Annotated in this window: 14 protein-coding genes; 3 read left to right on the top strand and 11 right to left on the bottom strand. The window is 69.2% G+C overall.

The annotated features are described in order from the left end of the window. Position 1 precedes the first annotated feature (1 nt). The 10 genes from ACFVWD_RS30920 to ACFVWD_RS30875 all read right to left on the bottom strand — a co-directional run bounded on the left by ACFVWD_RS30920 (position 2) and on the right by ACFVWD_RS30875 (position 15880). Positions 2-1327 carry a hypothetical protein gene (locus tag ACFVWD_RS30920; RefSeq protein ID WP_389600821.1) on the bottom strand — a complete coding sequence of 442 codons (1326 nt, stop codon included), beginning with the start codon at positions 1325-1327 and terminating at the stop codon, positions 2-4. Between the two features lie 83 nt (positions 1328-1410). Then, a complete protein-coding gene (locus tag ACFVWD_RS30915) occupies positions 1411-2430 on the bottom strand; it encodes a glutamate ABC transporter substrate-binding protein (RefSeq protein ID WP_389600819.1) in 1020 nt (339 codons plus the stop codon). Between the two features lie 29 nt (positions 2431-2459). Then, complete coding sequence (locus ACFVWD_RS30910) at positions 2460-3911, bottom strand: hypothetical protein (protein ID WP_389600888.1); 1452 nt, start codon at positions 3909-3911, stop codon at positions 2460-2462. Positions 3912-4451: 540 nt separating this feature from the next. Next, positions 4452-5465 (bottom strand): N-acetylglucosamine kinase, encoded by a 1014-nt coding sequence (locus ACFVWD_RS30905; RefSeq protein WP_389600817.1) that lies wholly within the window; start codon positions 5463-5465, stop codon positions 4452-4454. Next, complete coding sequence (locus ACFVWD_RS30900) at positions 5462-6727, bottom strand: 6-phospho-beta-glucosidase (protein ID WP_389600816.1); 1266 nt, start codon at positions 6725-6727, stop codon at positions 5462-5464. The genes ACFVWD_RS30905 and ACFVWD_RS30900 overlap by 4 nt, the downstream gene beginning before the upstream one ends. Positions 6728-6734: 7 nt before the next feature. After that, positions 6735-7628, bottom strand: a complete 894-nt coding sequence (locus tag ACFVWD_RS30895) for a carbohydrate ABC transporter permease (protein ID WP_389600815.1) — start codon at positions 7626-7628, stop codon at positions 6735-6737. Between the two features lie 5 nt (positions 7629-7633). After that, positions 7634-8575, bottom strand: coding sequence for a carbohydrate ABC transporter permease (locus ACFVWD_RS30890; RefSeq protein ID WP_075031872.1), 942 nt, complete (start codon positions 8573-8575; stop codon positions 7634-7636). 15 nt (positions 8576-8590) lie between these two features. Next, positions 8591-9928 (bottom strand): ABC transporter substrate-binding protein, encoded by a 1338-nt coding sequence (locus tag ACFVWD_RS30885; RefSeq protein ID WP_389600813.1) that lies wholly within the window; start codon positions 9926-9928, stop codon positions 8591-8593. Positions 9929-10030: 102 nt separating this feature from the next. Then, entirely contained in the window at positions 10031-11242 is a 1212-nt protein-coding gene (locus tag ACFVWD_RS30880; RefSeq protein WP_099922615.1) for an ROK family transcriptional regulator, read from the bottom strand. Between the two features lie 201 nt (positions 11243-11443). Next, positions 11444-15880 carry a LamG-like jellyroll fold domain-containing protein gene (locus ACFVWD_RS30875; protein ID WP_389600811.1) on the bottom strand — a complete coding sequence of 1479 codons (4437 nt, stop codon included), beginning with the start codon at positions 15878-15880 and terminating at the stop codon, positions 11444-11446. 277 nt (positions 15881-16157) lie between these two features. Here ACFVWD_RS30875 and ACFVWD_RS30870 point away from each other — a divergent pair, with 277 nt between their 5' ends. Together ACFVWD_RS30870 and ACFVWD_RS30865 are read left to right on the top strand one after the other, a co-directional pair. Continuing rightward, positions 16158-24383, top strand: coding sequence for a ricin-type beta-trefoil lectin domain protein (locus ACFVWD_RS30870; RefSeq protein ID WP_389600810.1), 8226 nt, complete (start codon positions 16158-16160; stop codon positions 24381-24383). Next, positions 24371-24844 carry an SUKH-3 domain-containing protein gene (locus tag ACFVWD_RS30865; protein WP_389600809.1) on the top strand — a complete coding sequence of 158 codons (474 nt, stop codon included), beginning with the start codon at positions 24371-24373 and terminating at the stop codon, positions 24842-24844. The genes ACFVWD_RS30870 and ACFVWD_RS30865 overlap by 13 nt, the downstream gene beginning before the upstream one ends. A 243-nt stretch (positions 24845-25087) precedes the next feature. Here the strand turns inward: ACFVWD_RS30865 and ACFVWD_RS30860 are convergent, their stop codons facing one another. Further along, positions 25088-25531: a hypothetical protein gene (locus ACFVWD_RS30860; RefSeq protein ID WP_389600808.1), complete on the bottom strand. Its 444-nt coding sequence runs from the start codon at positions 25529-25531 to the stop codon at positions 25088-25090. 13 nt (positions 25532-25544) lie between these two features. Here ACFVWD_RS30860 and ACFVWD_RS30855 point away from each other — a divergent pair, with 13 nt between their 5' ends. Then, the gene (locus ACFVWD_RS30855; RefSeq protein WP_389600806.1) at positions 25545-25796 is read left to right on the top strand and encodes a hypothetical protein; all 252 of its coding nucleotides are present in this window, start codon (positions 25545-25547) and stop codon (positions 25794-25796) included. Positions 25797-25885 lie beyond the last annotated feature (89 nt).

Below are 25885 nucleotides of genomic sequence, written 5' to 3'. Positions count from 1 at the left end.
CTCACGCGTGGGGCCCCCTACGGTCGGTGGGGCCGCCCTGTTCGGGTACCCGCGGGCTGAGCAGATCGACGGCGGCCCGCTGATAGCGCAGCACCGCCTCCTCCGCCACCCGCAGATCGCAGGGCGCGCTCCACAGCATGCGTCGGGCCGCGTCGTAGCGCTCGATGAGGAACGGGTCCTCCGCGAGGCCGTGCCGGGCCACCTTCGCCTTGTACGCGTCGAGGCGGCCGCGCAGCTCCGCGCGGACCGCCAGCGGCGCGGTGACCGCGGTCAACGACTCGCGGGCGCGCAGCAGCTCGTCCTCGGCCTTCTCCTCCAGCGCCTCCAGGAGCGGCGAGAGACGGTGCCACTGGGCGTGTCTGCGGTACTCCGCGGCCGCCGCCAACTGCTCCTGCAGCACCGTCGGCGGCCCGCTGACGGCCGGCACCTCGGACGCGGCGATCTTCGCCAGCACCTCACCGCGGGCGCTCCTCGCCTCCGCGAGCGTGCGGTCGGCACGGCTGAGTACGTCCCGCAGCCGCACGAGTCGGGCCTCTGCGTCCTGGCGGACGGTGAGCACCGCGTCGATCTCACGGCGCACGTCCTCCAGGGCGCGCGCCTCGCGGTCGTACGTCGTCGTGTCGGGACGTCCGCCGCCGGGCGCCGAACTGCCCTTCGTGGGCACCCAGAAGGCCAGCGGGTCGGAGACGACCTGCTGACGCAGGGTGCTCAGCGTCCGGGTGATCCGCTCCAGGTCGTCGCCCGCCGGGTGCTCACCGGGGCGTACGCCCACGGAGTGCGCGAGCTGGCGGGTGCGCTGGAGCTCCGCGGCCAGTAAATCGATCCGGGCGGGCAGCGCGGACCAGACGGCGTCCGCGGCGACGACCATGTCGAGGGAGGACGCGTACAGCTCGTTCATCCGCTCCACCAGCGCGACCAGCGAGAACTGCTCGCTGAGCTTGCCGGTGCCCGAGAGCGTCGGCGCGTTCGCCGCGGCGGTGGTCGAGCCGGCGACCGTGATGCTCGCGCCACGCAGCAGCTCGGTCAGCTCGACCAGGTCCTCACGGCTCGACCAGCGGCGCCGGGAACGGATGTCGCGGGCGGAGCGCAGCGCGTCCGTGTACGCGTCGAAGTACGCCCACAGCAGCGTGATCGACGCCTCCGCGGTCGACCAGCGCTCGTTGGTCGTGCCCGTGAGCTCGGCGCCTTCGAGGAGTCTGCGGCCCGCGTGGTCCTGCAGGGCGAGGAGCGAGGTCTCGATGGCCTCGTGCTCCGCGCCGAGCCGCGCCAGCGCACGGTCCACCTCGTCCCGGTCCATCACCGGCTCGGGGGGTCCCGTGACGCCCATCGATCACCTCTCGCTCTCGGTCGTGCCCGTCGCTTGCGTTCCCGTCGGCCGCGTCGTCCGCGCTGCCGATACCCGGAATTCCGTTACTTGTAGTGCGCCGTCGGCGGAGTCGCCGACGGGGAGTCCGCCTTCAGGGTCGCGGACAGCCACTTGGTGTACGAGGCCTGCCAGCCGCCGCTCTTGCGGTAGTCCACGAGCACCTGGTTGACCCGGCGTACCAGATCGTCGGCGCCCAACTTCATCGCCACGCCGTAGTAGTCGTCGGTGAAGGTCTTGCCCTTCAGTTCGACCGTCGGGTCCTGTGCCGCCTGGCTGGCGGCGAGCGCGCCGTCGGTCACCACGGCGTCGACCTGACCGAGCTGCAGCCGCACCAGGCAGTCGAGTTGGTTGGGCACGGTGGTGGTGATGTCCGCGGAGGAGGCGAGCGTGCCCGCCTTCTTGTCGGCCGACAGCCTGTCGTACGCCGTCGAGCCAGCCGCCGAACAGATCCGCCGGCCCGCCAGCGTCTTGTCGTACCCCTTGATGCCGGAGGTCTTGGGGGCCAGTACCTGTTGTCCGGTCAGGAAGTAGGGGGCGGAGAAGGCCACGTCCTTGAGGCGGGAGCAGGTGATCGTCATGGTGCGCACCACCATGTCGACCTGACCGGACTTGATCGCGGGGATGCGCTGGTTGGTGGGGATGGCGTGGAAACGGACGGCGTTCGGGTCGCCGAGGATCTCCTGCGCGATCTCGTGCGCGAGATCGATGTCGAAGCCCTCCAGGTCGCTGCTCTTCGCCGTGTTGTTCGGATCGCGGTAGCCCCAGCGGTAGCTGTTCTGGTCGACGCCGACCGACAGATAGCCGCGCTGCTTGATGGCCGTGATCGTCTTGCCGTTGTCGTCGGAGGACGGGGCGGGGCTCTGGTCCTGCGGGTCGGTGCACGTGTCGGCCCGCGCCTGGATGGCCTGGCCCACGCCCTGGCCGCCGGTGCCCGTGCTGCCGTCCCCGTGGGCGCTGCTCAGCGGCAGCAACAGGGCGAAGACCGCGGTGACGACCAGGGCGAGGGCCATCGCACCCACGCCGCCCCAGCCCTTCAGGCTCGCCCTCAGACGTCGTGCAGTCATCGCCATGCCCCCTTTCACCGCTCCCCCTCTCACCGGTACTCCGAAAGCCTGCGCCCGATGCCGAGCAGCGCGCCCGCCGCGGCCAGCACCGCGAGGACGGCCGCGCCCGCCGGGAGCCCGCTCATCGCGTCCCGGCCGTCGCCTGCCGCCTGCTTGAACTCACTCTCCTCGTGCGTCAGGGCCGCCGCGAGGTTGGTGTCCACGCCGTCGAAGCACTCGCCGGTCGGCTTGTCGGCCGCCGAACCGATCACCTTGTTCAAAGCGCCCTGGTAGTCGCCCGCGTCGTCGGCCGTGCGGGCCTCCTGGTGGCGGGACTTCCAGACCTTCATGTTGGCCGTCGCGGCCTCGACGGGCTTCTTGCCCGCCGTGTCGTCGGCGAGGCCCTCGGCCAGCGCCAGGCCCTTGGTGAGGGTCTTCATGTCCAGCTGGAAGTCGTAGTCGTAGAGGTCCATGACCTCCGTCGCGGACACCTGCTTGGTCTCCGCGCCCCGGCTGACCAGCGTCAGGTTCTCGTTGCCCCGTGCCTTCAGGGAGGCGATCCGGGCGTCGTGCAGCACGTTCAGCGAGCGAACCCCGTGGTCGTACGAGGAGTTCAGCCCGGCCCGGGCCACGCTGTGCCCGACCACCAGCCAGAGCAGCACCACCGCGGAGGCGGCCGTGGCGGCGACCAGTCCCTGGTTCAACACCCTGTTCGTACGGTGGTAATGGCGCCGCTGGGCCCAGAAGAGCCCGCCGAGCGCGAGGATGCCGAGACCGATCGCGGCCCACGGGTAGGGCTTCGCGTCGGCGTAGTCGGCGCTCAGCCGGGCGTTCTCCCGCTTGTAGAGCTCCTCGGCCGCGGGGAGCATCTGCTGCTGCATCTTCTCGTTCGCGTACCGCAGGTACGCGCCGCCGAGCGGATAGCCCTGCCGGTTGTTGGCGCGGGCCCGCTCGATCAGGCCCTTGTACTCCGGCAGCAGCTTGTTGAGCTTGGCGATCGTGTCCGTGGACGGGGACCCCGGGTCGGAGTTGGCGGCGGCGGTGATGAGCCCCTGCGCGGCCGTCCGGATGTCCTTCTCGTACCGGTCGCGGGTGTCCGCGCTCTCCTGGCCGCCCGCGAGGAAGCCGCTGGAGGCCGCGGTGTTGGCGTCCGCGAGCGAACGGTAGATGTCGGCGGCGCCGGCGCTCAGCGGCTGGCTGCTGTGCAGCACGTCGTCCGCCGCGCTCGAGCGCTCCGTCATCTGCCAGGCGGTGACCGTGCCGAACGCGACGACCAGGAGGGCGAGGACGGCGCCGATGAGGCGCAGCCGGCCCGGCTCCGTCGTCGCCGCGGCGCGCAGGCGCTCCACGCCCTCCGCCCAGGCGGTGCGGCGTGCGGGAGCGATGTCGGGCGTGGCGGGTCTGCCCTGTGGCGAGGGGGGCCCGGACCGCGGCGCCGTCGCTGTCGCCGTCGGGCCGTACTGGGCCGCTGTCGCGCCGGACTGCGGCGGGACGGCCGGCATCGTGGGCGTGGCCGGCTGCCCCGGTGGCGCCGTGCCCTTCGGCGGCTGTGTCACTTGACCTCCCCCATGGTCATCCGTCGGTCACCTCCCCCGCGTGCGCGGGAGCACGAAGAGAGGTGCACGGCCGCAAGTATCGCCGTCTGGACTGACATCCGCACAGGCCTTGACTCGATCTTGTTCGGATTGCAGCCCACCCTTCGTACACTGGTGGCCCGTTCGGACGGCAGCGCGACCGCGGCGCTCCGCGCCACCCCCCTGACCATGAATACGCGACCGGTGTGTGTTCGGTTCCCTTTCGAATGTGCCGGTATTGGGGTGTGTGCGAGGGGTGGTCTTTTGGGTGCGGGTGAGTGGGGGCTTGGCGCGCAGTTCCCCGCGCCCCTAAAAGCCTGGGGTCGTCCGGCGTTTGAGGGCGAGGTCGTTGAGGCCGATGGGGGCCTGGGGCGCAGCCCCGGCCCTCAGGGGCGCGGGGAACTGCGCGAACGGCCCCCACCGGCCCGCAGCCGACGAACCCACCCGGGGGTCTGGGGGCGAAGCCCCTCAACCCCCCTCGTAGAAGGCCCGTACGCGGGTGTGGACCTCGGCGGGGGCGTGGACGTGGTCCAGGCCCAGGAGGGCGGCGCCCAGCACGGGGCGGGACGAGATCACCTGGGGGACCGCCTTGGGGGCCTGGGCCGACAGGAGTTCGCGGATCCGGTCGTCGAGTTGGGGATGGCGGGCGGCGAGGACACCACCGCCCAGGAGGACGGGGGTCTCCTCGGCGAGGAGGTCGAGCCGGGTCAGAGCGACCGTGGCCATCGCGACGACCTCGTCCGCGAGCCGGTCCACGAGAGCGCGAGCGGCCTCGTCACCCTCCGCCGCCGTCGCGAACAGCACAGGAGTCAGTTCATGCCGGCGGTCGTGCTCGATGTGCTCCAGGTGCAGCGCCTCGATCAGGGCGTACATCGAGGACAGACCGAAGTGGGCCGGAAGGGTGCGGGACAGGGCCGTGGGCCCGCCCCGGCCGTCCTCCGCACGGGCCGCGTGCCACAGGGCCTCCTCCGCCAGGCCCCAGCCCCCGCCCCAGTCCCCGGAGATCCGGCCGAGCGCCGGGAAGCGGGCGGTGCGGCCGTCGGGGCGCATGCCGACGCAGTTGATACCCGCGCCGCACACGACGGCGACCCCGCGCGGCTCCGCTATCCCGGCGCGCAGGATCGCGAACGTGTCGTTGCGCACCTCCACGCTCGTGCCCCATCCGCGCGCGTGCAGCGCGGCCGCCAACTGCTCCTCCTCCACAGGAAGATCGGCGTTGGCGAGACAGGCCGAGACATGGGCCACGGAGTCGACGCCCGCCTCGGCGAAGGCGCGGGCGACGGCCTCGCCCACGGCGTCCACGGCCGTGTCGACCCCGACCGTCGGCGGCCGGAATCCCCCGCCGCGCGCGGCCCCGACCACCCGCCCGTCCACGGACACGACCGCGACGTCGGTCTTGCTGTTCCCCGCGTCGATGGCCAGGACCATGCCCGCGGAGTCGGATCCGGCGGCCGTCCCGGCGCCGGGTCCGGATGACGTCATGCCCACGCGAGATGCTCCCGGTTGTGCGCGATCAGTTGGTCGGTGAGGGCGTCGGCGTACTCGTACTGGCCGATGAGGGGGTGGGCGAGAAGGGTCCGGAAGATCCGGTCGCGTCCGCCGCGCAGGGCGGCTTCCAGGGCCAGGTCCTCATAGGACGTCACGGCCGCCATCAGCCCCGCGTACAGGGGGTCGACCGGCAGGACCGGCAGTGGTGTCGGGCCGTGCGGACCGACGGCCGCCTGCACCTCGATCACGGCGTCGTCCGGGAGGAAGGGCAAGGTCCCCTTGTTGTAGGTGTTGACCACCTGGTAGGGGCTGCCGCCCCCGCCGAGCAGCGCGGCGGCGAGGTCGACGGCCGCCTCGGAGTAGAACGCGCCGCCCCGCTTGGCGAGCAGCTCCGGCTTCTCGTCGAGTGCCGGATCGCCGTACATCGTCAGCAACTCCCGCTCCATCGCGGCGACCTCCGCCGCCCGCGACGGTTTCGTCCGCAGCTCTCGTACGACCTCGTCGTGCGCGTAGAAGTAGCGCAGGTAGTAGGAGGGGACCACGCCCAGGCGGTCCACGAGGGTGCGGGGCAGGCGCAGGTCGTCGGCGATCGTGTCGCCGTGTTCGGCCAGCAGTTTCGGCAGGACGTTCTCGCCCTCGGGGCCGCCGAGGCGCACCCCGGTCTCCCAGCTGAGGTGGTTGAGGCCCACGTGGTCCAGATGGACGTCCACGGGGGCGACCCCGAGCATTCCGGCGAACTTCCGCTGGAAGCCGATCGCCACGTTGCACAGCCCGACCGTCCTGTGGCCCGCCTGGAGCAGCGCGCGCGTCACGATCCCGACCGGGTTGGTGAAGTCGATGATCCAGGCGTGGGGGTTGGTACGGCGGACGCGTTCCGCGATGTCCAGGACGACCGGGACCGTGCGCAGCGCCTTCGCCAGACCGCCCGCGCCCGTCGTCTCCTGGCCGATGCATCCGCACTCCAGCGGCCAGGTCTCGTCCTGCTGGCGGGCCGCCTGGCCGCCGACGCGCAGCTGGAGCAGGACCGCGTCCGCGCCTTCGACGCCCGCGTCCAGGTCGGAGGTCGTGACGATCCGGCCGGGGTGCTCCTGCTTGGCGAAGATGCGCCGCGCCAGGCCGCCCACCAGTTCGAGGCGGTCGGCGGCCGGGTCGACGAGGACCAGTTCCTCGACGGGCAGGGTGTCCCGCAACCGGGCGAAGCCGTCGATGAGTTCGGGTGTGTAGGTCGACCCTCCGCCGACCACGGTGAGTTTCATGTGTGTGTCAACCCTTCACTCCGGTGAGCGTGACGCCCTCGACGAACGCCTTCTGTGCGAAGAAGAACACGAGGATCACGGGGGCCATGACCAGTACGGTCGCGGCCATGGTGAGGTTCCAGTCGGTGTGGTGCGCGCCCTTGAACGACTCCAGGCCGTAGGAGAGGGTCCAGGCGCCGGGGTTCTCGGAGGCGTAGATCTGCGGGCCGAAGTAGTCGTTCCAGGCGTAGAAGAACTGGAAGAGGGCCACGGCGGCGATCCCCGGCTTCGCCATCGGCAGGACGACCTTCAGCAGGGCCCTCAGGTCCCCGCAGCCGTCGACCTTCGCCGCGTCGAGGTACTCGTTCGGGATGGTCATCAGGAACTGGCGGAGCAAAAAGATGGAGAACGCGTCGCCGAAGGCCATCGGGATGATCAGCGGCCACAGCGTGCCGGACAGGTCCAGTTGTTTCGCCCAGAAGAGGTACATCGGGATGATGACGACCTGCGGCGGCAGCATCATCATCGAGATGACCAGCATCAGCGACAGGTTCCGGCCCCGGAAGCGGAACTTGGCGAGGGCGTACGCGACGGGGATCGACGACACGACCGTCAAGACGGTGCCGGCACCGGCGTACAGCAGGGTGTTCTTCCACCAGGTGAGGAAGCCGGGGGTGTCGAAGACCTTCTTGTAGTTGCCCCACTCCCAGGTGTGCGGGATCAGATCGCGGCTGAGTGCCTGCGAGTCGCTCATCAGGGAGGTCAGGAAGACGAAGACGAAGGGCAGGACGAAGAAGAGGGCGGTGGCGACGCCGAGGGCGTGGATCGCGACCCACTCCAGGAGGGCCTTGCGGCGGGCGGTGCGCTCGGCGGGCGAGACCGGGGCCCGCAACTCCACGGGCTTGTCGAGTACTTGTGTCATGGGTGTCAGTCACCTGCCTGGATGAGACCGCCCCGGCGCCGCATCAGGAACGCGGTGAACACCATGGACAGGGCGAAGAGCACGAGCGCGACCACACAGGCGGAGCCGTAGTCGAAGCGCTGGAAGCCGAGGTTGTAGACGAGCTGCGGCAGGGTGAGCGTCGACTTGTCGGGGTAGCCGGGCTCGAACTGCGTACCGGCGCCCTGGATGACGCCCGAGGCGACCTTCCCGGCGATCAGTGGCTGGGTGTAGTACTGCATGGTCTGGATCACGCCGGTGACCACGGCGAACATCACGATCGGCGAGATGTTCGGCAGCGTGACGTACCGGAACCGCTGCCAGGCCGAGGCGCCGTCCAGCTCCGCCGCCTCGTACTGCTCCGTCGGTACGTCGAGCAGCGCAGCCATGAAGATGACCATCAGGTCGCCGATGCCCCACAGGGCCAGCAGGGTGAGGGCCGGCTTGGACCAGCTGGGGTCGTTGAACCAGCCGGGGGCCGGGATGCCGACCTTCTCCAGGATCGAGTTGACCGGTCCCGTGCCGGGGTTGAGGAGGAAGGCGAAGGCCATCGTCGCGGCGACGGGCGGGGCGAGGTAGGGGAGGTAGAAGAGGGTGCGGAAGACGCCCGTGCCTGTCTTGATCTTCGTGATCAGCAGGCCCACGCCGAGTCCGAAGACGACCCGCAGGCTGACCATGACCAGAACCAGCCACAGGGTGTTGCGCAGCGCGGGCCAGAACAGCGGGTAGTGCTCGAAGACGTAGGTCCAGTTCTTCGTCCCGCTCCACGTCGGTGGTTTGAAGCCGTCGTAGTGCATGAACGAGAAATAGACGGTCGAGATCAGCGGATAGGCGAAGAAGACCGCGAAGCCGATCAGCCACGGCGACATGAAGGCGAGGGTGCGCAGCGCCGATCGGCGCCGCTTCGAGGCCAGTGTGACGGTGCTCATGTCCGTGCCCGTCCGCTACTTCGCCTGCGCGATGTCCGTGTCGATCTGCGCGGCGGTGTTCTGCAGACCCGCCTTCAGATCCTTCGTCTTGCCGCTCTCGTAGTCGTATCCGAACTGCTGGATCGTCACGAGGTAGGTACCGCCGTTGATGGACGCGGGAGTTGTCGTCGAGTTCGGGTTCGACGCGATGTCCAGGAACGTCTTGAAACGCGGGTCGTACTTCAGTTTCGGTGACTTGAGCGCGGTCAGCGTGGAGGGCACATTGTGAATGGCGTTGGCGAAACCGACCACCGCGTCCGTGTCCGTGGTCATGTATTTGACCAGTTCCCAGGCCGCGTTCTGCTTCTTGCTGGTGGCCGCGATGCCCGCGATGGTGCCGGTGATGTAGCCCTTGCCGTACTGGTCGGCCTGGTCGTCGGGGACGGGCAGCGGGGCGACGCCGATCTCGAAGTTCGGCTTGGCGTCCTCGGCCATGCCGAGCCGCCATTCGCCGTCCAGCTGCATGGCGACCTGGCCGGTGTGGAAGGGGTGTTTGGGGCCCCACTCGTCACCGAGCTTGGAGCGGTACTTCTCCAGCTTCTGGTAGCCGCCGAGTTCGTCGACGAGCTTCTTCTGGAGGGTGAATCCGGCGGTGAACGCGGGGTCCTTGGCGAGGTTCGACTTGCCGCTGCTGTCGAAGTACGTCGGGGAGAACTGGCCGAAGTAGTGCTCGGTGGTGGACTCCCAGCCGTGGTAGTTCGGCATGAAGCCCAGCTGGGAGTAGGAGTCGCCCTTGGAGATGGTGAGCTTCTTCGCGTCCGCCTCGAATTCGGACCAGGTCTTCGGGGGGCTGGAGATCCCGGCCTTCTTGAATGCGTTCTTGTTGTAGTAGAGGCCGTACGCGTCACCGAGCAGCGGCACCGTACAGCGGTTGCCGTCGAACTGGGTGTACTCGTTCATCGCCTTCGGGAAGGTCGTCGACGGGTCGATTCCCGCCTTCTTGAAGAAGGGGTTGAGATCGACCAGCGCACCGGAGGAGCAGAACTTGCCCACGTTGTTGGTGGTGAACGAGGAGATCACGTCGGGAGCCTTGTCGCCGCCGGAGCGCAGGGCCTGGTTGATCTTGTCGTCGGTCATGTTGGCGACGATGTTGACGTGGATGTTGGGGTGCGTCTTCTCGAAGCCCGCGACCAGGGCCTTCACGCCCGCGATCTCGCCGGGCGCGCTCCAGGCGTGCCAGAAGTTGATCGTCGTGTCCTTGGAGGCGTCGTCGCTCGCGCCCGAGGACGACTGGCCGGTACAGGCGGTGGCGAAGAGGGCGAGCGAGGCGGAAGCGGCGAGAGCAGTGGCGACTTTCCTGGATATTCCGGGCATGGCGGGGTCTCCCTAGGGCAGGGCGGTGGTGGTGGTGTTGGTGTTCGCGGAACGATTCGCGGGACGGTTCGTGGGACGGGGGAGTCGGTCGAGGGGTGGGACTCAGCGGGAGGTGTCGAAGACCTCGTCGCGGGTGGCCGCCAGCGCGCTCTCCAACGCGCCGCGCAGCACGGGGTGTTCGTGTACGTCGCCGACCACGAGGCGCGGTCGGGAGGCGGCCAGCTCCTCCAGCTCGGCCTGCACCAGGACGCGCAGTGGTTCACCGCCGGCGGTGAGCGAGGCGCCGCTGAGCACGACGAGTTCGGGGTCGAGCACGGAGACGAGTGAGGCGAGACCGGTGGCGAGACCGGTCGCGTACGTCTCCAGGAGTCGCAGGTGCGGCCCCTCGTTGATGCGGGCGGCCTGTTCGACGAGGGCGGCGGCGACCTCGGCGTAGGGCCCGGTCGGCACCGGCTGGATGCCCAGCTCGCGGGCGAGCTTGGGAATGGCCTGCGAGCCGGCCAGCTCCTGGTAGCCACCGCTGTTGGCCTTGGTCACCTGGCGTACGAGGGGTGCGCCGGGCACGGGCAGGAAGCCGACCTCGCCCGCGCCGCCGGTCCAGCCGCGGTGCAGTCGGCCGCCCAGGACGAGGGCGGCGCCGAGGCCGCCCTCGTTCCACAGCAGCACGAAGTCCTCGTGTCCCCGCGCCGCCCCGAGCCGCTGCTCGGCGATGGCCACCAGGTTGACGTCGTTCTCGTACTCGACGGGCATCGGCAGCGCGGCCGCGAGCTCGTCGAGGAGGCTGGGGGAGTGCCAGCCGGGCAGGTGGGAGGCGTACCGCAGCCGCCCGGTGTTGGGGTCGAAGGCGCCGGGTGTCCCGATGACGAGCCGCTGGACGTCGCCCCTGGCGAGACCGGCCGCCTTCACCGCGCCGTCGAGGGCGTCGGTGACCTGGCGTACCACGGGCTGCGCGGGGCGCCGGCCCGGGGTGAGCAGCTCGTACTCGCCCACGGTGCGGCCGGTGACATCGGCGACGGCGGCGAGGATGCGCTCGGGCGTGACGTCCAGGCCCGCCGCGTGGGCGGCCCGCGGATTGACGGCGTACAACTGGGCGTTGGGGCCCGGCCGCCCCTCGCTCGTGCCGGTGGCCAGCACGAGTCCGGCGGCCTCCAGCCGGGCGAGGAGCTGGGAGGCCGTGGGCTTGGACAGCCCGGTCAGCTTCCCGATCCTGGTCCGCGAGAGCGGTCCGTGCGCGAGCAGCAGATCGAGGGCGGCGCGGTCGTTCATGGCGCGCAGGACGCGCGGGGTGCCCGGCGTACCGGCGGATCCTGCCATGTTTGTCGACACCTGCCTTTCAACTGCCCAGTCGCTCAGCTTCCCAGGGTGATCGCTGGGAAGTCCACTGCAAGATCATTGTTAGGAAAGTTTCCTATTGGTGGGAGGACGGTAGGCCGCGGGTCGCGGAGGCGTCAAGAGAAACCGCCCCCGAGGCAACAGAGTCGTTACCTACGGGGGCGGAGTCCGGGGCTCGTTCGCTCAGTCGAGCTGGGTGAGGGTCGCGTTGCCGCCCGGTGCCGCCGCGTCGGCCGGGGGGAGCGCGGTGGGGTAGAGGCGGACGTCGCTGAGGCGGCCGTCGGCGTATTCGCCGTACGCGCCCTGGTAGAGGCGGCGGCCGAACTGGACGGGGCCGACGGCGTTCCAGTCGGTGCCGGTGTAGGCCTTCGTGGCGGACAGACGGCCGTTCACGTACAGCAGGAGCTGACCGGCGTCCGCGTCGAAGACCCCGACCAGGTGGGTCCACTTGCCCGCCACGGCCTTGGCGCCGTAGACGGCGGTGAAGGAGGTGCTGGTGGTGTCGTCGTTGTGGCGGCCGAAGGCCCAGACGCCCGAGCCGGCGGAGTAATAGAGCTGGAAGCCGTTGGCGGCACCGACGGACGGGGCGTCGGATTGCGACACGAAGGTCGAGTTGCCGCCCGTGAGGGAGTTGAGCCTGACCCAGGCCGAGACGGTGAAGCTGCCGCTGGTGTCGACGCCAGGGGCGTTCGTCGTGGCGTAGCCGGCCGTGCCGTTCAGGCTCAGGACGGTGCCGCGGTCGGCGTCGGTGGACCAGGCGGCGCCACCGGTCAGGGTAGCCGGAAGGGTGCCGGTGGGATCGGTGGCAGTGATGCCGGTGCCGTCGTCGAGGTTCCAGCTGTGGGTGGCGGTGTCGGTGACGCTGCCCAGTGAGACGGGATCGGCGAAGGTGGCGGTGGTGCCTGCAGGTGTGGCGCCGGGGTATTCGGTGAGCTGGCCGGCGGTGTCGGTGGCGTAGAGGTCGGGCTTGCCGTCGGGGCCGCCGGTGGCGCTGTTGACGTCACCCGGGGAGGCGAAGGTGGGGTAGTCGCGGGCGCGCAGCACCATGGGCAGGCCCGTCGCGGGGTGGGCATTCCAGCCGGCGGCGGCACTGCTCGTCCAGTTCTGGGCTGTGTGGCCGTTGCATGTGTAGAGCTGGACCTGGGTGCCGTTCGTGCTGCTCTCGCCCGGATCGTCCAGGCACTTGCCGGACTGCGGGTTGACCAGGCTGCCGGAGGCGCCGGTGGTCCACTTCTGCGCTGTACTGCTGTTGCACGTGTAGAGCTGGACAAGCGTGCCGTTGTCCGTGCCGCCGCCGGTGACGTCGAGACACTTGCCGAGGACGCGCAGAGAGCCGTCGTCGTGCAGGACCCACTTCTGGGCGGCGGAACCGTTGCAGGAATACACCTGGATCTTGGTGTGGTCGGCGGTGTGCGAGCCCGCGTCGTCCAGGCACACCGAACTCCCGTCGCCGGTCTTGACGGCGGAGGCCAGCGCGGTACGCACGGGGGCGTGGAGCAGCTTCGGCAGGGAGAGGGAGGTGGAGGCGTCGACGTCGATCGGGAAGGTGTAGACGGTTCCGGACGTGTCGTCGCGGGCCCACAGGGTGGGCGTGCCGCGGCTGACCCTGCCGTTGCCGTCGGTGTCAACGGCGAAGGTGCCGCCGACGCGACCGGGGGCAGTCAGGGTCAGGCCGGACCAGTCGCCGTCGCCGAGCAGTCGCGGGTGGCCCAGGTGGGCGTCGCCGTAGGTCTGGTAGATCCACAGCTTGTTGTTCTCCACCGTGATCACGGCGGGGTGGTCCGCGTTGCCGTAGACGTCGCCCGCGACGACCATCTGTGAGATGTCCCAGGGGCTGGTCGGGTCGTATCCGGCGTCCGCGCAGCGGTCCGCCGGGACGGTGTCGGTGGACTCGCAGGCGTCCTTGATCACCAGGTCGTACCGGCGGTCGACGAAGCCGGGGAAGGTCGAGTCCGGGGTGCGTGGGAACGCTGTGTCGACCTTGGGATCGAGGTCGTTCCTCACCACGTACAGCTGGTGGGTCTTACGGCCGTACGCCAGCAGGTCGTCGTGGGTGTCGCCGTGCAGGTTCCCGCGGTGGGCGATCACGTAGTCGCTCCAGGTCCCGGTGGGCGGGCCCGCGGCGGTCGAGACGATGACCGGGCCGGTGATCGCGGGCGGGGTGCCGGTGACGGGTCCGTCCTGCGCCGGTGCGGGTGTCTGGGCGGGGTCGCTGTCGCCGGGGATCAGCTCGAGGGCGCCGGTCCTGGTGGTGGCGAGCAGGTCGGGACTGCCGTCGCCGGTGACGTCACCGGGGGAGATCTTGGTCTTGGGGTTCCAGGGCGCGGTGAAGGTGTAGCCGGCCGGGCTCTGGGAGATGTTGCCGGCCCGGTCGACGGCGGCGACGTACAGGGTGTGCACGCCCCAGTTGGTGACCGGGATCGTCACGGTGCCGACGGCGGTGGCACCGTCGGCGGATGTGACCTTGGCGGTGTGGCCGGTGGTGGCGGTGGGCTGGCTGTCCAACTGCCACAGGAAGTGGTCGATGCCGCTGGACTTGCAGCCGGCCGGATTGCAGGTGTCGGCCGGGGAGCCGTCGGCGGCGGAGACGGAGAAGTCGGTGGTGACTCCACTGCCCGCGTAGGTGTCGGCGACTCCGCCGCCGACCGGCGGGAAGTGCGGGTTGTCGGCGACGGCCGGAGTCTGCGGCGGGGTGAAATCGGTGTCGAACCAGCAGTGGTCGCTGACGGCCGACTTCAGGCGGATGGCGGAGTTGTCCTGAGCGTAGACGTCCCAGCCGTACTCGTGGCCGTCCTTGAGGGTGAAGCCGATCCGTGCGTCGGCGTCCTGGCCGGAGGCGACCATGCCGCTGTCCGGGGTGGACTTGGAGACCGGGTTGCCGTCCTTGTCCAGGTCGGTGCGGTCCCAGACGTTGTAGTGCGCCTCGGCGTGTTCGCCCTTGATGTGGGTGATGACGGTGGAGTGCAGCTGGATGTTGCTGCCCGCGTCGTCGTAGGTGGTGGCGCCTATCCACCCGATGGCACCGCTGCCGGTGACGCAGTCGCCGTCCGCGCCGAGCGGCTTGGGCGTGGTGCGCGACTTGGTGGGGGTGTCCGGCGGGATGTCGAAGCTCGTGGTGAGGGTGAGGACCTGCGACATCCGGAGGTAGTCGTCGTTGGAGCTGGTCTTGGACTCGTCGCCGTACAGCCCGATGGTCCAGGTGTCGTAGCCCGTGCCGATGAGCTTCTGGATCTGGTCGTCGACCCGGAAAGTGGCGGTGGAGTTGCTGCAGTTGCTGTTGCCGTTGGCGCCGCTGGGGACGGTGGTCTTGACCGGGGCGTAGCCCTCGTCGTCCATGACGTCCGGGCGATGGTCCCAGTCGGTGTTCTCGTTGATGCCGTGGGTGGTGTGCAGAGTGATCGGTTGGTCGTGGGAGCAGTCGAGGCTGGCCGCGAACGTGGTGCTGACTGTCACCTCGGCCTTGATCACCTTCATCGAGGTGGCGAGCCCGCTGGTGTTCACCGCGTAGTACGACCGTTCCAGGCCGACTCCACAGGCGCCGCCCCAGCGCTGGTAGCCGACGCCCTCGCCGTTGGTCTGTGGCTTGTTGTACTGCGGGGCGCCCGAGCACTGGGAGCTGGAGTACAGCTCGTCGAACGCGCCGGACTTGCTGACGACCGGATTGTCGAACGGGTCGATGTAGACGGGGTAGGTGGTGCCGGGCCCCGCGAGGACGGAGGAGTCGGGGGTCAGGGTGAGGCCGTCGGATGTGGTGCTCATGGGCACGCGGCCGATCTGCGCGCCGGGTCCGGGACCGTCCACCGAGGAGGCGGGGGTGGGGGAGCCGTCGGTGGCGGGGCGTACGAACGCGGCCCGTCGTGCCTGAGTACCGGCACCGGCGTCGGTACCGGTGCTGGAGTCCCACATCAGCGGTGGCGGGCTGGTGTACGACACCGATCCGTCGGGCGCGGTGGCGTCCATGCCGCCGGAGGGGGTGGAGGCGAGGTCGAGTCCTTGCGTGCTGGTCGCCACCGCGAGCTTCGCGACTCGGGGATCGGCGGCGGCCCGTGCGTCATGCACGATGAGTACATCGCTGAAACCGCCCTGGTCGGTCACCGTGACCGACAGGTCGACGCCTGGGAGCACCGAGGCGTAGAGCGCCGTGTCACCGCTGACCTGGGGGGCCGGAAGAGCGAAGGGCATGGTCAGGCTCATGCTGTGCCCGGCGGGGTCGGTCAGCGTGGCGAGTGGGCCGCTGCCGCCGGCGGACAGGTGAACGCCGCTCGGGGTGGCTTTGGGGGAGTAGGTCCCGTCGGAGCTTGCGACGAGCGTGGCGTCCACCGGCACCCAGTCACCGTTCTCACGCACCCTGACCGGCAGGACGCCGGTGGTCGTGGTGAACGAGCCGTCCGGATGGGCCACCACGGCGTCGGTTTCGCTGGTGAGCGCGTCCACGGGCACGTCCGTACCGTCGGCGACCGCGCGGGCCTGGGCGGCGAGCAGCGGATCTGCCGTGTCGCCGGGGTCCGTGGAGGTGACGGCCGAGGCCGGCGCGGTGAGCGTGCCGAGCGACAGGGAGCAGAGCGCGGCGAACAGCGCCAGTCTGCGGAACGCCGGTCTGCTGGCGGATGACGACGGCACGGAACAACCCCTTCGCGCGACGGACAGGGCAGACACGAGATCTGCGATCATCCGCCGCACCGAAGTGACGCTACGTGGCACTGATGTTCGCTCCCCCGGACACAAAAAGTACACAGAAAATGTCAAAGATAATCACAGTGTTGTCATGGCAATGGCAAAGAGTATTGAGATCGGTAAGAGCGCTCCATAACGTCCCCTTCCGGATCACGCAGACCACGTGACCTTTGCCTGACGGCTCGCCAGAGCCGTTTCATACGGGGGGACTTCACACGTGGGTGTGCGCCGAAGAACACTGACGCTCGTCTCCGCCCTGGTTGCGACCATGGCCCTGCTGGTGACCGTTGCTGTCGCCCAGGGCGGCATCGGGCCGTACGTCTTCCACGGCAAGGTCTGGAAGCCCAAGGCGCTGCCCACCACGCCCGCCGTCGGCGACCACGCGCTGCGCCGTCCCCAGGCGGTCCACCCCCGGGGCTACCGGGCGTTGACCCGTTACCGCGCGACGAGCCCCGCCTGGCCGACCGCCGGAGCGCGTACCGTCGCGCTCGACGGGCGGCCGGTCAAGGCAGGTTCGCTTCCGGTATGGGTGGCGCCCGCGACCGGAACCCGCGCCGCGGACGCCGTACGCGTCCAGGTCGCCCCGCATGCGCAAGCGCTGAAAGCCGGGGCGGACGCCGGAATCCTGGTCGGCCTGAGCCGCAGTGGCAAGGACGCCAAGGGCAAAGTCCGTGTCGTCATCGACTACTCGTCCGTCGCCAAGGCGTACGGCGGCGGCTACGGCGCCCGGCTGTCCCTGTCCCGACTGCCCGCCTGCGCTCTGACCACTCCTCAGAAACCCGCCTGCCGCGCCCGGACGGCCGTGCCGTTCGCCAACCGTGCCGCCGCCCAGCAGATCACCGCCACCACCACGGCCGACTCGGCGCTCGCCGTCACCTCGGGCAGTCGGGGCTCCCAGGGCGACTACGCGGCCACCTCGCTCACCCCGGCCGGGAGTTGGCAGACTTCGGGCACCGGCTCGTACACGTACTCCTACCCGATCGAAGTGCCCCCGGCGGTCGGAGACACCGGCCCGGGCGTGGCGCTGTCGTACGACTCGCAGTCCGTCGACGGCGAGACCTCGGCGCGCAACTCGCAGGCGTCCTGGATCGGGGACGGCTGGAGTTACCAGCCGGGCTTCGTGGAGCGGACGTACCGTTCCTGCGGCTCGCTGCTCGACTCCGACGGTAACAAGATCCTCAAGGGTTCGGGCGACGAGTGCTGGGCCGGTGACAACGCCACCGTGTCGTTTGGCTCGCACTCAGGTGTGCTGGTGCCGACCACGTCCTCCGGAGCGCCCGGCGAGATCAAGGAGTTCAGACTCCAGGGCGATGACGGCACTGTCGTACAGGAGCTGTCCGGGGCGGCCAACGGCCTGCACGACGGCGTCTACTACCGCGTCCTGACCACGGACGGGGCCGCCGCCTATTTCGGCGCCGATCATGCCCCGACCGCCCCGGGTCCCGCGGGCAAGGCGGGCTCCGACTCCGGCGACGACACCACCCACTCCGCGTGGGGTGTGCCGGTGCTGCACCCCCGCTCCTCCGATCCCTGTCACAGCGACACCAACGGCAAGAAGTCGCGCTGCGACAAGCCCGAGGGCTGGCGCTGGAACCTGGACTTCGTCGTCTCGCCCCAGGGGTTCGTGCAGCGCTTCGACTACACGACCGAGAGCGGGTACTACGACCTGGGTGGGGGCCAGGCGGCCGCGTCCAGCAACACGGACGACACCGGCACTCTCACCTCGTACACCCGCGGCGGAACCCTCGCCTCCATCTCGTACGGCTACACGCTCGACGACGAGCAGGCGGGTCGGACCCCCGCCGCCCAGGTGGCCTTCACCTCCCAGCAGCGCTGCCAGGCCACCTCCTCCTTCACCGACTGCTCGGCCGGCAACCTGGACGACAACACGGCCCCCCACTGGCCGGACGTCCCCTACGACCTGCACTGCGACTCCACCGACAAGACCAAGTTGCCCGACGGGGCGACCAAGGTGCCGACCGACGTGTGCATCGTCTCGTCGCCGACCTTCTGGTCCACCACCCGGCTGGACAGCATCACCACCAAGGTCCACGTCAAGGACGGGACCACGGACAAGCTGGTCCCGGTCGACAGCTACGACCTCGGACAGGTGTTCTCCGACGCGGGCGGCACGGTCGACCCGGTCACCGGTACCACCGTCGACCCCAAGGACGCGGGCTCGCTCCAGGCCGTGATGTGGCTGCAGTCCATCCGCCACACCGGCAAGGGCACGTACGGCAACGGCAACAGCGACCTCGCCCTCAACCAGGTCTCCTTCACCGGCACCGAGATCGACAACCGGGTGAACGACGAATCGCCGTCCGCCCCGCCGCTCTACCGGCCGCGGATCTCCAGCGTCCAGACGGAGACCGGTGAGTCCATCACCGTCGAGTACAACCAGAACCCGTGCGCGGGCAAGTCGCTGTCGATCGACAAGGCCGACTCGAACACCAACTCCTGCTACCCCGTGTACTGGACGGTGCCCGGCGCCTCCAAGCCGATCGCGGACTGGTTCAACAAGACCACCGTCCACAGCGTCACCGTCGCCGACCTGACGATCGCCGCCCAGTACAACCCGGATTCCTCCAAGATCCCGGCGGGGTCCGAGGCGCAGGTCTCCACCTACAGCTACTCCGGCCCCGCCTGGCATCGCGACGACTCCGACCAGACGGACGACCAGTACCGCACCTGGGACCAGTTCCGCGGCTTCCGCACCGTCACCGTGCAGACCGGCAAGGCGCCCGAGCCGGTCACCCAGCGGACCACCACCTACCTCCAGGGCATGGACGGCGACTACCAGGCCGACGGCACGCGCCGCTCGGTGAGCGTGGACGCGACGGTCGGCGGCAAGACCGTCGAGACAGTGACGGACGCCGATCAACTCGCCGGCACCGCAGTGCAGTCCGACACTTACACCGCGGCCGGCGGCACCGTGAACGCTTCTACCGTCAGCGGGCCGTTCTCCTTCACCACCACCGCGCACGCCGACCGCACCTCCTGGACCGCCTGGACCCAGGACGACCACCCCGGCGAGACCAAGCCCGCTCAGGCCACCCTGCCCGATCTCACCGCCCGCCGGATTCAGTCCGGCCAGTCGCACGGCTACGCGCTGCTCGCCGACGGAACCTGGCGGCACACGCGCACCGACACGGCGTACGACGACCAGGGCCGGGTCCAGACGGTGGACGCGCACGGCGATGTCTCCGTGGCGGCTCAGGAGAAGTGCACCACCACGGCGTACGCGGACCCGTCGGGTGCCAACGGGATGCTGCTCGCCTACCCCGACCGGACCACCACGGTCGCCGGGCCCTGCGGCACCGCGGTCAAGGCCGACACCCTGATCTCCGACAAGCAGATCTACTACGACGGCGACGGCTCCCTCACCGACCTGGGCACCTTCGGGAAGGTCGGCCAGGGCAAAGTCAGCGCCACCCGGATCGCCACGGGCTTCGCGACCGACGGCACCGAGAACTGGCGCACCACCAGCGGGATCGCCTACGACGGCGCGGGCCGCGTCACCGACGCCCTCGACGCCACCGGCGGCAAGGGCACCCACACCGACTACCTCCCCAAGTGGAGCGACGCGGGCGGCAACACCAACCCCACCAGCATCGTCTCCACCAACCAGAAGGGCTGGAAGGTCACTTCCGTCCTCGACCCCCTGCGCGGCCTCACGGCCGAGAACACCGACGCCAACAACCGCGTCACCGACATCACGTACGACGCCCTCGGCCGCCGTACCGCTGTCTGGCTGCCCGGCCGGGACAAGAAGACGCAGTCCGCGGACATGACGTTCGCGTACTCGATCAACCCGGGGGCCGTGCCCGCCCCCGGCGGCACCATCACCAAGCCCGGCGACCCCTCCGCCGTCACCACCCGCACCCTGCGCGAGGACGGCACCTACTCCACCGCGATCAGCATCTACGACGGGATGCTCCAGCCGCGCCAGACCCAGACCACCGCCGACGGCGACTCCGACTCCGGCCGGATCATCGCCGACACCTTCTACGACTCGCACGGCTGGCCGAGCGCCTCGTACGCCCCGTACTCCGAACCGTCCGCGTACCCCTCGACCACGCTCTACGCGGCCAACGAGAACGAGATCCCGGCCGAGACCACGACGACGTACGACGGCCAGGGCCGGGCGACCACGAGCACACTGTGGCACCAGGCCGTCAAGCAGTGGGACACCTCCACCACGTACAAGGGCGCCGACGAGACCGACACCACGCCGCCCGCCGGGGGGTCCTCGACCGCGGTCTTCACCAACGCCCTGGGACAGACGGTGAAGTCCGTCGTGAAGAACACCGGCGCCACCGTCACACTCAAGGGTGGCAGCGTCATCCCGTCCGGCACTTCGCTGACCTCGAACACCGTGCGTCTGACCATGCAGGCCGACGGCAATCTGGTGCTCACCGCCCTTTCCACCGGCAAGACCCTCTGGTCCAGCGGGACGAGCGGAAACCCGGGCGCCTACGCCCAGTTCGGCACCGACGGCAACCTCGGCGTCTACACCGCCTCAGGCACCTCGAAATGGAGCAGCGGCCTCACCGCCACCACCGGCGCGACCTTCCGGGTCCGGGCCGACTCCACCGCCGTCATCGTCGCGAGCGACAACAGCACGGTGCTGTGGAAGCAGGGCACGGCGGGCGCCGTCGCCTCGGCCGACTCCACGACCCAGTACACGTACACGCCCGCCGGGCAGGTCCACACCGTCAGTGACACCGCGGGGAACGCCTGGTCGTACGGCTACGACCTGCTCGGCGAGAAGACCACCCAGACCGACCCCGACACCGGTACGACGACCTTCGACAAGTACGACGTCCTCGGCAACCTGCAGCAGACCACCGACCCGCGCGGCCAGGTGCTGTCGTACGGCTACGACTGGGACAACCGCCTCACCTCCGAGTACGCCGCCGCCTGGTCGGCCACCCCCGACCCGGCCAAACAGCTGACCTCCCGGGTCTTCGACACCCTGGCCAAGGGGTACCCGACCTCCTCCACCCGGTACGTCGGCGGGGCGAGCGGCAGCGCGTACACGGAGGCCGTCACCGGCTACAACACCGCCTACCAGCCGCTGGGCGCCACGCTCACGGTCCCGGCCGCCGACGGCTTCCCGGGGACCACGAGCAATGGGACCGTCACGTACACGACCACGTCGACGTACACGCCGAGCGTGGGACTGCTGAACACACAGCAGTACGCGGCCGACGGCGGACTGCCGAGCGAACGCATCGGCTACGGCTACACCCAGCAGGGCAACCTGGACGGCTTCGGCGGCGACATCAGCCCCGCCAACACGCCCTCCTACCTCGACGGGACCGTCCACGACCCGTTCGGCCGGGTCCTGCAGACCAACTACGGCCCCAACGGCAAGGAACTGGCCACCTTCACCCAGTACGACGCCACCACCGGCCGCGTCACGCAGAACAGCAGCATGGTGCAGACGTCGAGCACGGCTCTCGACGTCGTCAACTACCGCTACAACCGGGCCGGTGAGCTGACCGCCGCCGACGACCTCCAGAACAACACCGCCCACGACACCCAGTGCTTCACCTACGACTCCTTCCAGCGGCTGACCGCCGCCTGGACGGACACCGCGGGGATCACCGACTCCGGCAGCGCGCCGGTGGGTTCGGTCGGCGGCTGCACGACCGCCTCCGTACAGACGTCCGCCGCGCCGGTGAAGACGAAGACGGTGGGCGGCCCGGCGCCGTACTGGGAGACGTACACCTACGACCTGCTCGGCGACCGCACGGGCACGGTCGACCACGACACGACGGGTAACGCGCTCGCGGACACCACGCAGGCGACGTCGTACCCCGGCACCGACGGCACGGTATCCGCGGCCCACCCCGACCAGGCGGGCGCGACCACGATCAGCAACCCGGGCACGGGGTCGGCCACGCAGACCCCGGCGTACACGGACGCGAACGGCAAGAACGCGGGCAACACGCTGACGCGCAAGACCGGTTTCACGGGTCCGCTGGCCACGGCGTTCACCCTCTCGGGTGGCGGCAAGCTGTGCGTGGAGGAGACGGGCTCCGGGGCGAAGGTCGAGGTCAACACCTGCAGTTCGACCGCCACGGCACAGAAGTGGACGATCGGCACCGACGGCACGGTGAAGGCGGCCGGGCTGTGCCTGGACACGGCGGGCAACGCCACCGCTTCCGGGACGGGCGTGGTGGTGGACACCTGCTCGACCGACGCCACCCAGAAGTGGCGGGTCACGACGACCGGCACCCTGGTCAACGCGGCCAAGAACACGATGTGCCTGTCGGACCCGGCGGCCAGCGCCACCAAGGCCACTCAGCTGACGCTGACCGCATGCGGCGGCAAGGGCCAGAACTGGTCGACGATCGCTGCCGGCGCGCTGCCGGCGGGCCAGACGCAGACGTTCACGTACGACGCGGAGGGGCGTACGGCGACGGTGTCGACCCCGTCCGGTGCCACCGACCGCACCAGCAAGTACCTCTACGACGCCGACGGCAACCTGCTGGAGCAGACGGCGTCGGTGGGTGGCACGGACAAGACCCGCGTCCTGTATCTCTTCGGCGGCGTCGAGCAGCTCACGCTCGACGTGGCGGCGAAGACGTGCACGGCGCTGCGGTACTACGCGGGCCCGGACGGCACGAGGATCACGCGTTCGTCCTCCGGTGGCGTCACCTACCAGGTCGCCAACGCCCAGGGCACGGCGACGACGGCGGTCGACGCGTCGACTCTGGCTGCCACGCGCCGCTTCTACGACCCGTACGGCAACCCGCGCGGCACGGAGCCCTCGACCTGGGTCTCCGCCGACGAGAACCACGGCTTCCTCGGAATGCCGGGCGACCCGGCCACCGGCCTGGACCTGCTCGGCGCCCGGAACTACGACCCCGTCCTCGGCCGCTTCCTCACCCCCGACCCGGTCTTCCAGGCGGGCGATCCCAATCAGATGGGTGGCTATACGTACGCGGCCGACAACCCGACGACGGCCTCCGATCCATCGGGCCTGTGTCCGAAGGACATCTGCGACGGCTATGGGCAGCACACCGGCACAACGTCTACCAGTGGCAGCGGCGGCACTGACACCTCCAGCGGTAGCAGCGGGAGCCAGGGCTCCGGCGGCTCATCACCGACTCCCTCACCCTCGCCAGGACCGACTCCGACCCCAGGGCCTTACCCCTCTGTTCCTCACGCCCACAATTTCCTCACCAACATCGTCCTGGGCATCGCCAAATCGGCGCTCGACGTCGTCGTCTGCGAGACCTGGATCACCGGAAGCGGACCACAGCACGATCAGGCCTGCGAGGTGGCCGGCGGGGTGGTTTCCGGCGGTGGCCTCGACGGCAGCGTTCCCGGAACCATTGAGCGTGGTGCGGCGGGTGACGTCGACGGTGCCATCGGCGCTGCTGGGGGCGACGCAGCCGCAGCGGCCGGCGCGGGCTCCAGGGCCCTCGACGACGCGGCCGCCCAGGCGGAGGACCTCGCGGCTCTGAAGCGGGCGAACGCGCACGCCCGTGCGGAGGAGGCGACCAAGGACGCGGACGCCGCGGCGGCCAAGCCCAGCAAGCCCGAGACGGGATCGTCCGGTACCGAGCCGGCCAAGCCGCGATCCGCCGGGAAGTGCAGCTTCTCGCCGGACACGCGGGTTCTCCTGGCCAAGGGCAAGACCAAGCCGATCGGTCAGATCAAGACCGGTGACAAGGTCGAAGCGGCCGACCCCAAGACTGGCAAACACCAGGGCGCGCACAGCGTCACCGCCACCTGGGTCCACCGTGACCACGACCTCGTCGACGTGACCGTTCGCACCCCCGATGGCCACACCGCCACCCTGCACACCACGTCCCGACACCCCTTCTGGGACCGGACCGTCCAGGCCTGGGTGCCGGCCGGAAAGCTCACGCCTCATCACGCCCTCACCACCGAGGACAACCACAAGGTCTATATAACCGCCGTCCAGAAAATCCCAGGGGCGGCCGAGCGTTACAACCTCACCGTTGCACGGCTCCATACGTACTATGTTGTGGCGGGCGGCGTCCCGATCTTGGTCCACAACGCTTGTGGGCCCGATCCGAGACCTGGCCCAGCTCAGGATGGACATACGCTAGAGGATTACGCCAACGCAAATCGCGGACATAATCAGGCGACAACCCCTGACTTTGTCACGGAGTACACGTCACCTTCTGGAAGGTCCTATTGGGGGCGCACCCAGGGAGATACTGAAATTGAACCGGGAAGTGCGCTCGATGACGTCCTGGGTGCCAATGGGCGTGATACGTGTTCGGAGATCTGCGCTATGAATGAGGCGCAGAAAGCGGAAGGTGATTCGGCTATATTCGGCGGATCTTTTAGAACGCTGCGAGTAAGGCCCCTAGGGTCTCCATTGGAGAGTGGTGTGCCATTCGACCCGTGCGAGGAATCGTGTCAGGTCGTGATCAGGAAAACATTCGGGACGTGGAGCAATTGAGCGGAATGTTCGGAGACGGCGATCCTTCAGTCGTGAGGGCTTTGGTTGTAGCTGGATGGTTTCCGCATAGGCGAATTGACATTACTTCCTCGGTTAATTTGCTTGAGGGGGCCGGGTTTCAGTTGAATGGAACCGCCCTTCGGGTATGGGAAGAATTCGGGGAATTGGTGATCAAAAGCTCCGCAGCTCGTGTTCCTGCATCGTCCCTACGGGTCGATCCGGTGGACGCCTGCATCGATGCCCTTGACGAAGCTGTCCTGTTGTCTCAACGACTTGGCCAGAACTACTCGCCCCTCGGAATGTGGTCCGTGCAATTTAGGTCTTATGTTGCGGCTGACGGTCAGGTTATTGCCGTGGGGACGCACACCATTTGGGAGTTGGGTTCGAGCTTTACCGAGGCGGTGACCTACGTGGTCAACGGCGGAGAAGACCGGGCGCATCGGGCTGATTGGTTGCCCTGAGTCCGAATCTGATATCTACTGTGCATGGTCGGGGGAAGCTCCGGAACCCATGAAAGCGTGGCGTCCAATTATCAGTGGTGGAGCTAAGCCCGCAGCTCGGATTCGCGCACTAGAGGCGAATGGACATCTTCTCGAGGTGCAGGACCAATGGGTGAGGCTTTGCGATGAAATTGGACTCTTTGGAGACCAAGGTGACTTTCTCATCAGTGTTGCTGGTATAGGCGCCGCGAAAGCCCCACGGGCTCACGTTCGGCGCGCCAGTTCGATGAGGATCAGCAAACCGTGCTTGACCTGCATAAAAGCAGGTAGAGGGGTGCCGCGTAGCACACGTACTATGTGCTGGCGGGAAATACGCCAATTCTCGTACACAATGTCTGCCCCAAACTGGGGAATTATGACGGCGCGGAAGGTACGGGATATGGCCCGGCGGATGAGGCCGCACGGGTGAATGGCCCCTGGGCGAAGAACGACATTGGGCGTGGAACTCGTGGACTTCGCCCGAATCGACTTGGTGACCGTCTTCAGCTTCACCATGCGGACCAGATGCCAGGCTCGCCGATTCATGAACTGGATCAGGATTTCCACCTCAATGCAGATATTCACCGCAATCCCTTCCGGATGCTTGGTTTGATAACTGGCCAGGACCGCGCCATCCGCGAGGCCGGTGAGATCGTGCGGGCCGCGCACCGTGAGGTCGCCGGTGGCTGACTGGCGCTGGGAGCCGTTTCAGGACGACCTGCTGGACGGGCTCCCGGATGCGGCGCGCGCCGAGGTCGAGCGGCTGGCCAACGAGATCGCCGTCCGCGAGTCGATGGTCTTCCTGGAGGGGGCGGCCTACACGGGACCGGGGCCGGGCGTGCGGACCGAGAGCAGGGGGTTGCTCATGTTCGACCGTCTGACGGATGTCCGCGGGGAGCGGATCGTGGTGGTGCAGGTGAGCTGGTTCGGCTGATGCCGGAGCCATGGGCCTGGTCATGCGTGCGCCGGAGCTGTGGGCTTGCTCGTACGTGTGAGGGGGCGGCGCCCGGGACACCCCGGCGC

The organism is Streptomyces sp. NPDC058086, from assembly GCF_042885015.1.
In the GTDB taxonomy this organism is placed as follows: domain Bacteria; phylum Actinomycetota; class Actinomycetes; order Streptomycetales; family Streptomycetaceae; genus Streptomyces.
This window is presented reverse-complemented; position numbering and strand designations above follow the sequence as displayed.